Source organism: Bradyrhizobium sp. CB1717, from assembly GCF_029714325.1.
Taxonomy (GTDB): Bacteria; Pseudomonadota; Alphaproteobacteria; order Rhizobiales; family Xanthobacteraceae; genus Bradyrhizobium.
On sequence record NZ_CP121666.1, the window covers coordinates 2,367,943 to 2,382,912 of the forward strand.

Sequence of the window (14,970 nt, forward strand, 5' to 3'; positions counted from 1 at the left end):
GCCGACGACCGACACGTCGATTGCGACAAGCGGGAGGCCCAGCACGGAAGATCATTGCGGTTGGCAGGCTGGGCATTCGGGCGCAGTCGTCAGGTTCATGTCGTTGACCTTGAAGCAGCGATCTCGGTCGAGGACGCGGGTCCGAAAACGATGCCTAGGATCGCCACTGTTCCATGCCAGGACTAGGTCTAATGCTAAGGCCGAGGCCGAAATGGACGCTGAGACTGGAAACGGGGCGAACAATCCGTCGCCGCATGCCGGATTGCGGCGCAGTTCGTTGTCCGCGCCAGGCCGGATAACCCGGTATCGTGGCTCGCCCGACAGTTTTGGCTTCTGACATTTGAAGCAGCCATGGTCTGGCCCATCGCAAAGCAGCGCCTGGGCAGCGCCGCCATTGCCGGCGATCCACACATGAAGGACGGGCGGAAAAGCCGGCCGGTTGGCGACAGCATGATGGTTCAGTGCAATAGAAAACGCCTCCTCACCGGTGGCATCGATGATGAGATCTGCACTTGATAGGGATTTCAGGATCGCGCGGGCATCGCGCGCGCGGCTTTCGACGACGACGTGAGGCAGTTGACCGCGGATGTACTCAGCACATCCGTCCGCTTTGAACTGACCCAGAAAGGCCATCCCGAGCAGATGTCGCCCCAGATTGGCCGGCCCCAATCTGTCGCAATCAACAAGTGTGAGGCATCCGCCGAGCGTGCCCGCGCCACTTTGCGCAAGGTTGTACGAGAGAAAACTGCCGATGGTCCCGCACCCGACCAGCACGATGCTTTTACCCGCGAGGCTGGTGACGGTGCCGAGGTTGCGCTGATAAAGAAAGCGTTCGTCGATCGGCGAACCCAGATAGCGTTTGATCGCCACATCCTCTGTATACTCCAGCAAGAGTTTCGGCAGGGCCGATTTGCGGGACTGCATGAATTCAGGGCGATCGAAGAGTTTAGGGATCTGGATCTCGGCGATGCATGTGGCATTGCGAGCGCAAATTGCGATCCAGCGAGCAAGACCCAATCCCGCCTGCAGTGCCGGGTCAAGCTCGGACCCTGCGCCGATCTTGTCGAGGAAAGCTGCGAGGTCTCGGAGGTTTCGCGGCAGAGCGCCGCCATCTGCACTGAGATCGCGATTAATCCGCACGACCCGACAGGGGGTTGTGCGAGGAAGTGGCTTGGTGCCCCGGTTAGCTTGATGCATCGCAAGGAGGGATGGTGCGAGGCCGTCTTCGGCCGCGAGTACCAATGTCTCTCGAGCCGTTCCCGAAAGGGCGACGTCGAATATCTTGCCATCGCCTTGGAAGTCGATCGGCAGATCAACAAGGATCGCGGGACCATCGGCCCAGTACTGGCTGAATTCATCGATGAAATCGACGTCGGAACGTCCGCGAAGCCCGTCACCTAGCACTTTTTCTGCCAACCTGAGGCAATGCAGAACTGTCCCGCCGGGATCGTAGCGATCGAACACCATGGCGTTCTGAGCGACGTAGCAAACCATGCCGTCTGGTCCGATCAGATGCGGCGTGCGCTTACCTTCAGCTTTCCCGCGCGACAGCAATTTGATGATTGGTAAGTCGACAAAATCGAGATCGTGAATCTCGATCGAAACGACTGCCTCCAGCCCATGTCGTTCGATGCGGCCGACATAGTATGGGTGCGCACTCTTGCTCCAATCTCTCTTGAAGCTCTCCTGCTTTAGTGCGGCATCAATAGAACGAAGTGCTTCCTGCTCATCCACTGGTCGACCGTCCTACGGCCGGCGCCGGTGTGATGATCGCGGGTGCCGCCGCGATCGCCGCGGCAGCCGCAGAATGGACCTTGACCAGATCAGGACGGTTCGGGATCCGTTCGCCGAAGATGGTTTTCAACCGCGTTACCGCGACGTCGGCGTGGTAGCAGTGGTTGATCGCATCGTTCAGCTGCTCATGCATTTCGTTGGCGGCCTTGATGGCTTGCCTGCGCTGCGCGGGTGTCCATGACGTTCCGAGGACTTCCTCCGGATCTGCTGGATTTACGATCTGGCCCGCGAACATACCCGAGAGGCGCGAAGCGATTTCAAGCAGCGCAAGATCATCGCGGCGAGGGATCCGAACATTGCCGACCTCCTCGAAGGTTTCGAACGCGCACGCCATAAGGATGATCGAGGATAGGTGATCAAGCAAATGATGATCCCGCCAGGCTTTCAGGTACCGGCATTCGCGGCGGAGGAGCTCGCCATAGAAGTCGACAGCATTGAGAAACCAATCGTGGATCTTGCGCGGATCTGACGGTTTCCAGTTATCCTTGCGATGCGCCAGCAAAACCTTGTCGGAATCGACCTGGTCCCAGCGGTCGATCCGCATCTTCCGGGAACTCATAAAGTCGATCGTATCTTCGGAGTCAGCGATCGCCTGATCCATCGCGACTTTTGTAAGGCGGCTGAATTGATCGTCAGGGATCGCATACAGAGGAACATCAACATGGAGGCAATCGTCGATGATCACCCGCGCGCAGGTGTCTTTTTCTTCAAAGCCCTTCCACTTCTCGCGCTTAATCAGAGCCATCAGCGCGGCGTCGACGATGGCAAAGTAAATCTTGGCAGCGTCCGCCGGGCCGTTGCCCTTGATGAACGTCATGGGAAGATAAAGGCCGTCATCCACGTCCATCTGCTGCGGCGGCATCCAAGCGCGCCGGTTGAGGAGCTTGTATGCCTCGCTGCCCTGCGTGAAAAAGCGGGGGATGATCTGTTTTTTGAGAAGTCGCTTGGTCTCGCTGGCGATCACTGCCCTGAGATGCTCCCGGATCTTCTTTTTTGCGATCTTGAGCTTGCCCTGCTCGTGGTCCAAGAGTTCAAGCTTCGATAAGAGGTCGACGCCCCCATTGGCGCCATGAAGCAGCTTTTCGACATTGGCCATCGGGCCGCACCTTTCTGTTCGCAGCTCTTTGCCACCGGCGGCTCTTCAATCCGAGGGGAGGACGACTTTCCGTCCAGCGGCACGAATCGATGGCTAAAGCTGTATTATAAGGCTTTCAGATTGGCTGGAGAACGAATTGGAAACAAAATCCACAAAAAATAAGAAGTTTCAGATACTTGCCCTTAGTGGCGGCGGCTATTTGGGCCTCTATTCGTGCGATATCCTAGCGCGTCTGGAGGAAAGGGCCGGCAGGCCCATCGGAAGCTGCTTTGATTTGATCGCCGGAACGTCTGTCGGCGGCATTCTTGCTGCAGGAGTTGCGCTTGAAGTGCCGGCGTCCCGCATGCGCGCTCTGTTTATTGAACGGGGGCAGAGCATCTTTTCGGCGCGACCGCGGCCAAGCCTGGGATGGCTAGATGCCGGTCGATCGTTGTTCAGCTCGAAGTATGACGGGAAAGCCCTGCAGAGCGTAGTCACCGAAATCATCGGCGATCAGACGACGATGGCCGCCTGCAAGCATCGTCTCATCATCCCAACGGTGAATATGACCAAGGGGAGCGTGCAGATGTTCAAGACCGGCCATCATCCGGACTTCACGCTCGATCCCAAGCGGCGGCTTGTCGATGTTGTGATGGCGACGAGTGCCGCTCCCACTTATTTTCCCTTGGCCGAGATCGGCAACGCGCACTATGCCGATGGTGGCCTGGTGGCAAATGCCCCGGATCAATGTGCCCTGCACGAAGCAACGCATTTCCTGGGCCAGGATATGCATCACATATCGATCTTGAGCATCGGGACGACTTCAACTGGATTTTCGCTCAAGCGATCGCTCGGCCGCAATTTCGGTAGCGCAAAATGGATGACGCGGGGCCGTTTGTTGAGGACTATCGTGTCCTCCCAGCAGCAGTTGGTTGATTACATGTTGCGCCATCAATTGGGCGATCGCTATCTGAGGATCGATGCTACGCAATCGGAAGAGCAGCAGGCCGATCTAGCCTTGGACGTTGCGAATGCCGATGCTCAAGGAACTCTGCTGGGGCTGGCAGAAGGCAGCTTCCAGAAGGTCGCTGCCGATCCGAGGCTTCCGCATTTTCTGCAACATATGCCGGATTCGCCCGAATTTCCGGGCGCGGCCTTGGCGACGCGATAAATCGTTCAGGTGCGCTTTTTAAGCTGGATCGATCCCTTGGTATTGCGATCGGTCCAGTAGTGCCCGTTCATTTTTTTCAAAGGCTTGCCGACGACGCGGTAGCGGAAGGCGCCATAATGAATTTCAGTCTCGGTGCCACGGGCGAGAATGTCGGGATCACTTTGGTAGACGCCGATCACTTCATACGCGCCGTCGCTGTGCCGGATCAATCGCCCCGCAAGTTGAAATGAGCGATTTTCATTTGGCTCTTCTCCAGTGACCAAACGAACCGACAGGGTCGAATAGGTTTGCGTGATGGTGGCAGTACCGGTGATGGCCTTTTTCTCCTGGCTTCCTTGCTCGGTGTAAGACGACATCATGGTTGCTGCCCATTCACCTGACAGATCCGGCGTCGTATGGAATAGCTTGAAGGGCCAATATCGCCACAAGGTTCGGTCGAAGGCAGTCAGGAGAACGGTAACTATCGCGACCGTGACTGAGAATGGCTTGGCGTAGTCCCAAGATAGGTTTACTCCGAAGAACAGGAGTGAGATTGCCCAGACCGCGGCAGCCACGATGATGATTACAGAAATCGAAAAGCCTGAAGGCATGTCCGCAAATGTCTGAAATGGATATTGAGGCGATAGTCCGCAAAGTACATTCTGAAGGCCTTCCTCGCTACCCTTTGCTGGTGGTGTTCTTCACGGGAAGCGAGGAGCCTCCGGACTGTGTTTCGATGCGTCGCGTTCCAATGCCGAGCTCCGGTTTTGTGTTCGACAAGGATTTCGGCAGCAGGGTTCGGGTGGCTATGGCAGGTAATGAGAGCGCTCACGATGGGGCGGTCGCGTTCGGTCGAATAACGAATACCGAACCTTACCGGTGCGTCGGTTGGTCTTATCGGATTATCGCCGGAACGACTCCTGAGAGCGCGGAAGCCAACAGGGGCGCGGCGTATAACAGTGCAGTCTCATTGTCTCTGAGCGCTGGGGTCGATCTTGTTTGCTTATTTTCACGTGAGCTCGAGCTGTTCTCTGGCGGACAGCGGTTCGTTTGTTCGAAGGCCAGTAGGTTGGCCGGTGAGGGTGGCACGGCCCCCGAATCCCCGGTTTGACGCCCTTGAAAGGGACCAGATCGGTCCTATTTCTCTATAAATCATTGATTTTACAGAGGAAACCTTTTCTCATTCAGCGCTTGTAGAGTGTCAGAAGTGCGCCTATGTTTCTGACACTGGAGAAGTGCCATGACCCCCCTGAGCACCCGGATTTTGGAAGCCACCAAAGAACTGCCCGAAGGCGCGCCCATCGCTGCCAAGGCCCTTTTGCACCTTGGAAAGCGTGCTGCCGTCGATCAGGCCCTTTCGCGTCTTGCTGAGCGAGGAAAACTCCTGCGCGCGAAGCGAGGGGTATATCTGCGTCCGGTCGAAAGCCGTTTCGGGATTAGAGCCCCCTCGGTCGAAAAGGTCGTTGAGGAGACTAAGGCGCGCAGTGGTGAAACCATTGTTTCCAGCGGCGCTGCAGCGGCGAACCACCTCGGTTTGACGACGCAGGTCCCTGTGCGGCAGGTCTATTTGACTTCCGGTCCTTCCCGCGAGCTCCATCTTGGCAAGCTAGTCGTGGAGTTCAAGCATGCACCGGGTTGGCAACTTACCCTGGCCAACCGTCGTGCAGGTGAGGTCGTGCGCGCGCTTGCCTGGTTCGGTCCCGAGACCGCAAGACAAGCCCTGCGGTCCGTCAGTCAGCGACTGACTCCGACTGAAGTGAACGAGCTGAGATCTGCCGCGTCTTCATTGCCGACTTGGCTTGCCAGGCCGGTAAGCGAACTACGCGTTGGATAAGTTCTTAAATCTATCTGATGCCGAGCGTCGCGAGGCGCTCGGCGTTGCTGCCTCGAATTCAGGGCGGCCTACGCATCTTCTTGAAAAAGATGTTTGGGTCGTTTGGTGCCTGAACGCGCTTTTCTCCTCGCCGCTGGGCGAGCACCTCGTCTTCAAGGGCGGAACGTCCCTTTCCAAGGCCTACGGCGCAATCCGCCGTTTCTCGGAAGACGTCGATCTCACCTACGACATTCGCGCGATAGCTCCGGACCTGGTGAACACCAGCGACGACAATCCGGTCCCTCAGAACCGCAGTCAAAGTAAAAAGTGGAGCGACAAGGCAAGAGAACGGCTTCCGGGGTGGGTGAAGGACGAGGCGCTCCCAGTAATCAACCAGCGTCTCTCAGACGATAAACTCAGCGCCAAGGCTGAAGCCAAGGACGAAAAAATTTTCGTCACCTACGCCCCCCTAGAGACTGGCAATGGCTATGTGGGCGCTGCCGTAATGCTGGAATTCGGCGCACGGTCGACTGGCGAGCCGAGCGAGCTTCACGACGTCGTTTGCGACGCTGCCGAATATCTCGAAACTCTCGAGTTTCCGACCGCCAAGCCCAAGACCATGAAAGCGGAACGGACCTTCTGGGAGAAGGCGACCGCAATTCATGTCTTTTGTGTTCAAGGGAAACTGAAAGGCGAACGCTTCGCTCGCCACTGGTATGACCTCGTCAGGTTGGACGATGTTAAAATTGCCGAGGCCGCTCTGAAAGATCGCAAGCTCGCGGCAACCGTTGCCGACCACAAATCATGGTTCTTCGTGGAAAAGGATCCGACAGGCGCGGTTATCGACTATAAAAAAGCCGTCGCCGGCGCATTGAAGCTGGTGCCCACAGGGCAGTCGCGGACTGTCCTGGAGCAGGATTACCGGCATATGGTTAATGACGGCCTGTTGCTCGATGCGCCCGATACATTTGACGAATTAATGCGCCGCTGCGCGGAGATCGAAGCGCGCGCGAATAAGTCGGCTTGAATTTTCCTAACATTGCAAACCTGTCCGACGAAACTGCACTGGATGCCTCGCATTTAGATTAGGTATCGCCGAACGTTCCAGTGACGCTTAGTCTATCATGGCGTCGAAAGCTTCGCATATTCCGCTTCGCCGTCTCCTCACGACGAACCATGAGTACAGGTTTCCGAGGTGATCTTGGGCCTTCTCAAAAAGTTATTATCCAAAAATGAGAGGCCGGAGCAGCTCCACTTGATGATAAGCAGGGCTGACTGCCCAGCAGCAAATCAATCCCAACCTTCCAAAGCAGCTGCTCGATGATCCCTCACGAGCAACCACTATGTACTCAGCTGGGACGATCGAGAAGGTGCTTCAATCCCTCACATCGGCGCTCCAGAGCATCTTTTTCGTCGGTCTGATCACCTATGTGCTGCTGTATCCGCTACTTTCAAAAGCGGAAGCAGTGCAATGGCTGACGTTTTCGGGAACGCCTGACCGGGTCTTGGTGACTTACACGGCGGAGCCTGTCCGGACCGTCCTCGCTTTCTTCCTCTTCATATACTTCTTGCCCGACTTTCTTGTCAGGTGGCTCAGGACACGCCCGCTCTATCAGGCTGTGCTGAAAGGCTTCAAATATCATCTGGCGCCAGCGGCTTCGGCCCTCGGGTTGTTGTATCTGGCCATCGCATTCGGAAGCCACTATCACTTCAATATGCGCGACAGTCTGGGCAGTTTCTGTCGCGAAAACGAGAAACTCGGTCTGAGCCACGACGGTTTCCAATCCGTCGGGGACAAGCGGCAGGCGGAGTTCGTCTTCGACACCTCTCCCGACGACTCGGGCGATCTATGCCTTTCGACCGGCGTCTACCTGAAAACCGGGAAACGCTATCACATTTCCGTCGAGAGACTGCCCGAAGAAAACGACTCGAATTTAGGCAAATGGACGTTTTTCGGCGAGACGTCTTATATGGGTGGTCAACCCGTCTCTCACCTTCCCCCCATCAAGTCGGCTATCCTGGCCACGCTATTCCCGTTGCGGCGAACCTTCGATCGCCCATGGGGAACCATCATCTTCCGCATCGGTGGCAAGGGCAACGAGGAGGACTTTCTCGGAAGAGATCCTCCACCCCAAGGCGACCCCTTGCTCGCGGGCGACACCTATCCTCCGGTCCCCCAAAAATCCGAATTGCTCGAGGAGGGCCTGACACCCAAACGGGATGGGGAGCTCTTCGTTTATCTCAACAAGCCTGTGATCGGTCTGTGGAGTTCTGAGTCTGTCGTCAGCAAATGGGTTGGGAATACCGGGAAGGCCAAAATCACAATCGAAAAATAGCCGTGATCGCGGCCCTTGCGAACGGCCGATCAGACTGATGCCCGTGTATCGGGGATCGCGGGACGGGCAGCGGCTTGGGTGGGTCCGAGCCAGCCGACCCAAATCTGGGGATGACGCTAATGCCTGGGGACCTTCCTAGCGTTCCGACGCGGCGGGAATCGGCAGAATTCCGCGACATACTCCGCTTCGATGAGAGCCACGATGAGGACCAGGATCGCGGTGTCGGTCGCGAAGGCATCTGAGATCGGTGAGGAACGGCGCCTGACGATAGAGGGTTCGCCCCTCGCCTTCATACGTACCGGCGGCCGCCGGTGCGCCGTTCTGCTGATCCACGGCAATTCTGCCTGCAAGGAGATCTTCGAGCATCAGATCTCTTTTTTGGCAAATCGAGGGCATGATGTCGTGGCGCCGGACCTGCCCGGGCACGGCTCATCGGGGAATGCATCCGAGCCGCGGTCGACGTATAGCTTCCCGGGGTACGCCAGGACGCTGCGCGTGCTCATGCAGACGCTCGGCATAAGCTCCTTCCATGTCGTAGGGTGGTCGCTGGGCGGTCACATCGGTATCGAAATGTGGGTCGGAGACGAGACCGTCCGGTCGTTGTTGATCACGGGAACGCCTCCGGTCCGGCTGAGCGCTGCGGGAGCATCCGAAGGCTTTCGTCCGTCCCCGGTGATGGATCTAGCCGGCAAGGCTGCGTTTTCGCAGGCGGATGTGCGGGATTACGCCAGCGCGATGCTCGGGGCGCCGGTGGATCCTAAATCCTGGTTCGGACGGCGCGTCGCCAGGACGGACGGCGAAGCCAGGAGGCTGATGTTGGAGAATGGCTTGGCGGGAGTGGGACACGACCAGGTCGATGCAGTCTCGGATTGCCCCAGACCGTTGGCCATCGTGCAGGGGAAAAACGATCCTTTCGTCGATCTTACCCACATCCGCAGCTTGACGTACCGTAACTTATGGTTGAAAAATCCTATCATAATAAGCGGGGGGCATGCACCGCATTGGATGTGCCCGAACGAATTCAATAGCTGTCTGGGAGGTTTCATCACCGAGTAGGTTGCCTTAGCCAAGGCTGGGGGCTCTATGATTGCGACTATTGAACATTTCATTTCCTCTTCTCAATCTGTTTTCACCCCGGAATCTCTGCGCGAACTCTATCTGGAAGCAATCGAGGACGAGGGTTATCAGAACGCGGTCTTCGCGAGGACGCGCGACGGTCGCCTGGTTGATATTCCTTGGACGCGCTTTCCTGAGGGGTATGCTGACTGCTACGTCGCCAATCAATGGGACAAGCTCGATCCCGTGGTGCATTTCGTGCGCTTGGCGCGATGCCCCTTCTCGTGGGAAGACGTCTGCGCGAGGATGAACCTGTCTGCGGACCAGAAGCGCTTTCTGGCGGCATGCAGAGACATGGGGGTTCATTCCGGGGTAACCGTTCCGCTGCATGGTCCCGGCACCGACATCGACCTCATCAGTCTCAGCCTGCGGGATGAAAAGCGCGCACCCGAGGGACGAATGGCGACCATCTACGGACTGTCCTTCCAGTACCGTATACGCCTCAGCGAGATCACCGATGAGTGCGCGAAACCGAGGAGCGAGCTCACCTCCAAGGAGGTCGAATGCCTCCAGTGGTGCAAGGAGGGAAAGACGAACTGGGAAATCGGCGAGATTCTTTCCATCTCGGAGAAGACCGTCGAGTTTCACGTCTCCAACACAATTCGGAAGCTCGGGGTCAGCAACCGGATCACAGCGGTAGTCAAGGCGATCCAAATCGGAATCATATCGATCTAGGGGCAGCGTGGCTTCGGCTTCGCATTATGCGGCACGGCTGTCGCACGAGGCTTTAGCGCCTTGCGTTTCGATCGCTTGACCGAGCCGTCCAAGGCCTTCGCTCAGAAGATCGGCTTCGATATTTAGCGGCGGGAATATCTTGATCACCTCGTCGTAGGGGCCGCACGTTTCCAGGAGGATCCTTCTGTTGCGAGCTTCATCCGCAACGGCTCTTGCAACTCGCGGTTCGTGGAATCGCAGGCCCGCCATCATGCCGAGACCCTTCTTGCGTTCCACGACATCCGGAAACGCTTCGGCGGCCCCGTCGAGCCATGCGTCGAGCGTCGACGACCTCGTCTCGATGTCCGTCCGCAGATTTGAGCCCCGCCACTCCTCCATCGCCGCGGTCGCGGCCACGAACGCGAGGCTGTTGCCTCGGAATGTTCCGTTGTGCTCTCCCGGCTTCCATACATCGAACTGCGGCAGGACGAGCAGCAGCGCCATTGGCAGGCCTGCCCCGCTGATCGATTTCGAGAGACAGACCATGTCCGGGACTATGCCGGCGCGTTCGAAACTGAAGAAGTCTCCCGTCCGACCGCAACCAGCCTGGACGTCGTCCACGATCAGGAGCGCGCCGATCTCGGTGCATATTTTCCTGAGCGTTCGTAGCCAGGCGATGCTCGCTACGTTCAACCCGCCTTCGCCCTGGACGGTTTCGACGATGATCGCCGCCACCGGGTCGAGCCCCCCTGACGGATCGCGCGCCATCTGGCCGAAGCGGACAGGAAATCGATGAATTCGTTTCCCTCGGCGTCCCACACCCTCGCCCCGCGCGCCTCTGCGAAAAGGTTGGGCATCTGTCTGCAGTAGTAGCGAACACCGGATTCGAGTTCCTGGAAGATGTCGACATCTCTCAAGGTTTTCGCCTCCTTACCTTGACTTCGTTCAGGTCGCGCTGATCGACCGTCTCGTCCGATCGAGCCCTCCTGTTCAGTTTTTTACGGATTGAAAGCAAATCGCACGAGATGGATTCCAATCCCGCCCCGCGGGCGACGTCGCTCAGATACAAGACGGCCTCGGCCATGCGCCTCGCAACGAGCTCCGGCGACCCCGCTTCATCGTTATGATCGCTCACGCCGCCCTCTCGTCGACGTGACCGCTGTGCACTCTGACCGTTCCGATACCGTATCTGGCGCAGTGATATTCCGGCCGCACGCAATTCCTAGGCACGAAGAAGGCCCGTTCGATCTCTCCCTCGATGAGCGCTGGTTCTCCCAGCCAGGTGATGCCGCTCCTGATGAAGTGCGACAGAAGATGGGCCCGGGTAACTCCCACGATGCCGTTCGCTTCCACCCGCTCGAGGTAATCTGCAACGGCACTCAGAAGCTCGGGAATTATCGTGCGCCGCACGATCCGGGTGACTGATTTGTCGACGCACACCCGCGTGATTTCCCACACGTCGGCCGATTCCGGCAGAGCTTGTGTGACCAAGTGAGGCCAGTAGGATTTCAGCATGTAAGGCCGATCCGTACGTAGCAGCCTGATCAAACCGCGGACGACCCGGCGCTCATCGCGCCAAATCAGGTAAACGGCAGCGGGCGTATCGAATTCATCGAATTCCAGATCTTCGAAGTGCAGGTGCGGCAATCCCCGCTGCTCGACGAACACTCGATAACGCAACCGAGCCTGCGACGCGAGTGCGTCCTGGAACAGATGGGCGGTGGACAGCGAGAATGCTTCGATCATGCCGAGCCTGATGCCTCTCGCACTAGAAAGCAGATCCGAGCGATTCGACGTACTGGGGACGTCCCTAGGCGCGGGACACGATTCCGTCACATAGGTCGAATGCAACGAGATCGTACGGATCATGCGACTAGACGGCCGCCGACGCCGCATTTTCCCTCCGCATTGTGGACGCTTCGCGAACCGAGCGCAGCTTAGGGAGACCATCGCTCCATGGGGGGCTATATTCGTTTTCAACGCCGTCGTTTGGCGGCACCAGCGCGAAGCCGTGGAGTAAACATTTTCGGGAGGAACGATGACAGAGTTCGAGGACACCGAGTTCTTCGCCCCGGCCAGAAGGATTCTGGAAAGCGTGGACCTTTCCAACGTCCGGTTCTCAGAACTCGCCGCACGAATTCTGGCCGAGACGGTGTGGTGCCTCAGGTACAAGAGAGCGCGTCGGAACGAACTCTCGTCGACGTCCTTTGTCTTGACGGCTTTTCTCCATCAGCGGTCGGTTCCTGACACGACCGAAGAGCTCGCTAAACTACGCGACGTCTTGGCGTCGTCGGGTTTGGCCGAGAACGATTTCCTGGAAATGTCTGCCGGTTTTTTCGTCGAAACGCCTGAGTTTCCTATGGAGCCATCGCATCCGACGAAGATCGAAGAAGATATCGTTTTAGGACCTGGCTTCACTCAAGTCCTGCGCGGCTGGTTTTCGAACAGTCCTCTCCCTGCCGATGTTCTCCTTCTCATGTTGCTTGACGACAAGAGCACGGGGATCTCGAAGCGAATTCGGGATGCCGTGGAAAGAAAAACCTCGCCCCTTGCGATGCTCGATGGCGGTGCTTCCTCGCAGAACGAGGGAGTCGGGCAAGCGTCAGCCGGGAGCGGTGATCGCCAGACGAGAGTGTCGACGGAAGATGCTGCCGATGCTCCGAAAGGCGCCGCATTCGACGAGCGGCAGCCGCGCTCTGCGGCACCGGGTTCCTCGAGGCGTCACGCGGGTATCGTTCGGGAAGCCACGCCTGATGAACTGGGATTGAACGTAGAACAGTATGCGAAAGCTCTCGCAACGATCCTGCGGGTTTCGGACGGCGAGTTCAGCTTCGCTCTCTTCGGTCGCTGGGGAAGCGGAAAAACGACGCTCCTGAAGCTGTTGCAGCCATATCTCGAGAAGCCAGATATCTACAAGAAAGCGGTCGTGGTCGGTCCAAAGGAAACATATGCCGATCTGGAGTATCGCGTAGTCGTTCACAACGCATGGAAGTACAGAAGTCCGCCGGAATCATGGGTCTATCTCTACAAGAGTCTCGCGAGCGCCGTCATGGCCCGGGCCAGCCAGCTCGATCGATGGGCGATAGCGCTGCGGGTTGCGATGGACCGCAACGGGCTGTTCTCGTTGCTCGCGTCGCTCATAGTGTTGGCCGTGGCTTTGATCCCGATTCAAGGAAAGTTTCAACTCGTCTCGCTGGCGGGGTCCGCCTTGGGATTCTCCGCCCTCATATACGTCGCAGCGACATGGATGGGCGCCAGTAGCAAGGTCCGTCAGCTCTTTCATCGGAATCTTCGCTTGGTCGGCCGCGACGAGAATCTAGGTATGCTGGCCCTTATCGGCGAAGACGTACAGTTGCTTCTGAAGGCATGGACGAGGGAACGGACATCATCTCGTTTCAACTTCCAACTTGCCGCGTCTGCGCTGGGAATCCTAATCATCGGCGTGATTTGGGGAACCGCGCTGCTGCGCGGATCGGCGTTCGACCTGTGGTCCATACTAAATTGGCTCGGCCTGAGCGACGGAGCCGCCAAGCCTGCCGGTTCCTCTCCCGCAGAATGGTTGCATTGGGCGGCCATGATCGGATGGACTTCTTTTTCGCTTTTCGTACTTGCTCTCCCCAGGACCATCGCGACCTACGAGCCGGACAAGATCCTACTGGTCGTAGACGATCTCGATCGGTGCTCGCCCGACGAAATGCTGAGCGTCATAGAGAATGTGCGTCTCCTTCTCGACGACAAGGAAATCAATAGCCGGTTGCAGGTATTGATGCTGGTCGACGAAGACGTTCTCAGGCATGCCATCGAACTACGATACGCCAAGATGATCGAATACCGCGTTGGGGGCCTGCAATTGCAGCAGGAAAAAAGCCGCGCCGTAGCCGATATCGTCTTCGAGCAGGTCGAAAAGCTGTTCGCTTGTCATCTGCGTCTTTCGCGACTATCCGATGAAGATGTCGTCGAACTGGTAACGAAGCTGGCGGGCGTCGAAAATGAAAGAAAACGCAAGGAACTCGAACGCGCCGCCCAGGCGGAGCACGCCAGAATGCGAGCGAAAGCCGATCGCGACGTTCGCAACGCCACGGATAGGGAGGCCGAGGCACGCAAGGCTTATGACGATGTGGCAGCAGGAAAGCCGGATCCGCTGGTTTCCGAAGACGGACCTTCGAGACGCCAGCGTTCGAATTTCAATCGATTTCGATTCGAAGGCGATTTCATCCCCATGACCCCTTCTGAAGTAAACGAAGCGCATACCCGGAATCAGCGGATCGAGGCCGGCAACCGCAGAAGAGCTTCAATGACACAGGACGAAAGGTTGGCCGAACGGCCGGCCGTCGTCGACGGACTCAGGAGGGCCCAAGCTCAAGCGGAGGCGGCACGCCGTGCACAAGGTGATTCGCCTCCAGATCCCGAACGTCCTGCGCCGCAGTCTACCGAACCTCCCTTCGTAACGGGAGATGTTCGCTTCTCCGACGCGGAGATCAAGATGCTATGCGATTTCGTCCCTCGATACTTCGGAACAATCGGAAGACGCCCGAGTCCCCGGTCAATCAAGGCACTTCTGTTCAAGCTGCAGCTCGCCCGATTGCTGATCCACATGCGCGACCCGGAGGCGCTCGAAGAGGAGACGAGATTCCACTCTTTGCTACACGCTCTCGAGGAGGAGGCTTCGCACCCCTTCGAACGAAGCGATCCCTATGCGCTTATCGTTCGGCAAGTTCTCTAGGCTTTCGCGATCGCCGCCCCACCTCGCACGCTCGATCCAGGGAGCAAACTCCGCGCCGCCTTCGAGCGAGCGCTAGGCACCTGATGAGAATCGATCGAACGCGCACGCAGACCCGCGACAGTGCCTCGGCGAAGATCGGCGAAGGACGACGGCATAAGGGCTGCTTGCCACCTACCGCCTCTTGTTGGGACGATATGAGGCGCCAAGCGTCGCAACTTACGGCGAGCCCGAGTAAAGACGGCATCGATGGCGCCCTACCGGATCAAGAAAGTTCGTCGCGGAAGCCACCTTGGTGGATGTCGACGATTG

At 57.8% G+C, this 14,970-nt stretch carries 13 protein-coding genes; 7 read left to right on the plus strand and 6 right to left on the minus strand.

Annotation, left to right across the window (positions count from 1 at the left end; all coding sequences use genetic code 11):
* Window positions 1-51: 51 nt before the first annotated feature.
* Together QA649_RS11215 and QA649_RS11220 are read right to left on the minus strand one after the other, a co-directional pair.
* Window positions 52-1,734 (minus strand): ThiF family adenylyltransferase, encoded by a 1,683-nt coding sequence (locus QA649_RS11215; RefSeq protein WP_283024223.1) that lies wholly within the window; start codon window positions 1,732-1,734, stop codon window positions 52-54.
* Window positions 1,727-2,890, minus strand: a complete 1,164-nt coding sequence (locus QA649_RS11220; protein WP_283024224.1) for a CBASS cGAMP synthase — start codon at window positions 2,888-2,890, stop codon at window positions 1,727-1,729. Before QA649_RS11220 ends, QA649_RS11215 begins: the two co-directional genes overlap by 8 nt.
* Before the next feature lie 136 nt (window positions 2,891-3,026).
* On the opposite strand from QA649_RS11220, the gene QA649_RS11225 reads away from it, so the two are divergent.
* Window positions 3,027-4,040 carry a CBASS cGAMP-activated phospholipase gene (locus tag QA649_RS11225; protein ID WP_283024225.1) on the plus strand — a complete coding sequence of 338 codons (1,014 nt, stop codon included), beginning with the start codon at window positions 3,027-3,029 and terminating at the stop codon, window positions 4,038-4,040.
* A gap of 5 nt (window positions 4,041-4,045) precedes the next feature.
* On the opposite strand, the gene QA649_RS11230 is transcribed toward QA649_RS11225, so the two are convergent.
* On the minus strand, window positions 4,046-4,630 hold the full coding sequence (locus QA649_RS11230; protein ID WP_283024226.1) for a hypothetical protein: 585 nt from the start codon (window positions 4,628-4,630) through the stop codon (window positions 4,046-4,048).
* A 629-nt stretch (window positions 4,631-5,259) separates the two neighbouring features.
* Here QA649_RS11230 and QA649_RS11235 point away from each other — a divergent pair.
* The 5 genes from QA649_RS11235 to QA649_RS11255 all read left to right on the plus strand — a co-directional run bounded on the left by QA649_RS11235 (window position 5,260) and on the right by QA649_RS11255 (window position 9,959).
* The gene (locus tag QA649_RS11235) at window positions 5,260-5,853 is read left to right on the plus strand and encodes a DUF6088 family protein (protein WP_283024227.1); all 594 of its coding nucleotides are present in this window, start codon (window positions 5,260-5,262) and stop codon (window positions 5,851-5,853) included.
* Complete coding sequence (locus QA649_RS11240) at window positions 5,846-6,859, plus strand: nucleotidyl transferase AbiEii/AbiGii toxin family protein (protein WP_283024228.1); 1,014 nt, start codon at window positions 5,846-5,848, stop codon at window positions 6,857-6,859. Before QA649_RS11235 ends, QA649_RS11240 begins: the two co-directional genes overlap by 8 nt.
* A gap of 316 nt (window positions 6,860-7,175) precedes the next feature.
* Entirely contained in the window at window positions 7,176-8,168 is a 993-nt protein-coding gene (locus QA649_RS11245; protein WP_283024229.1) for a hypothetical protein, read from the plus strand.
* Window positions 8,169-8,369: 201 nt separating this feature from the next.
* Window positions 8,370-9,224, plus strand: coding sequence for an alpha/beta hydrolase (locus QA649_RS11250; protein ID WP_283024230.1), 855 nt, complete (start codon window positions 8,370-8,372; stop codon window positions 9,222-9,224).
* A 27-nt stretch (window positions 9,225-9,251) separates the two neighbouring features.
* Window positions 9,252-9,959: a LuxR family transcriptional regulator gene (locus QA649_RS11255; protein WP_283024231.1), complete on the plus strand. Its 708-nt coding sequence runs from the start codon at window positions 9,252-9,254 to the stop codon at window positions 9,957-9,959.
* Window positions 9,960-9,983: 24 nt separating this feature from the next.
* Here QA649_RS11255 and QA649_RS11260 read toward each other — a convergent pair whose 3' ends face one another.
* From QA649_RS11260 to QA649_RS11270, 3 genes are all read right to left on the minus strand, one after another.
* Complete coding sequence (locus QA649_RS11260; RefSeq protein WP_283024232.1) at window positions 9,984-10,706, minus strand: aminotransferase class III-fold pyridoxal phosphate-dependent enzyme; 723 nt, start codon at window positions 10,704-10,706, stop codon at window positions 9,984-9,986.
* Window positions 10,707-10,851: 145 nt separating this feature from the next.
* A complete protein-coding gene (locus QA649_RS11265; protein ID WP_283024233.1) occupies window positions 10,852-11,073 on the minus strand; it encodes a hypothetical protein in 222 nt (73 codons plus the stop codon).
* Window positions 11,070-11,684: an acyl-homoserine-lactone synthase gene (locus QA649_RS11270; RefSeq protein ID WP_283024234.1), complete on the minus strand. Its 615-nt coding sequence runs from the start codon at window positions 11,682-11,684 to the stop codon at window positions 11,070-11,072. The genes QA649_RS11265 and QA649_RS11270 overlap by 4 nt, the downstream gene beginning before the upstream one ends.
* Before the next feature lie 292 nt (window positions 11,685-11,976).
* Between QA649_RS11270 and QA649_RS11275 the strand changes: the two genes are divergently transcribed.
* Window positions 11,977-14,661 (plus strand): P-loop NTPase fold protein, encoded by a 2,685-nt coding sequence (locus QA649_RS11275; protein WP_283024235.1) that lies wholly within the window; start codon window positions 11,977-11,979, stop codon window positions 14,659-14,661.
* Window positions 14,662-14,970: the final 309 nt, after the last annotated feature.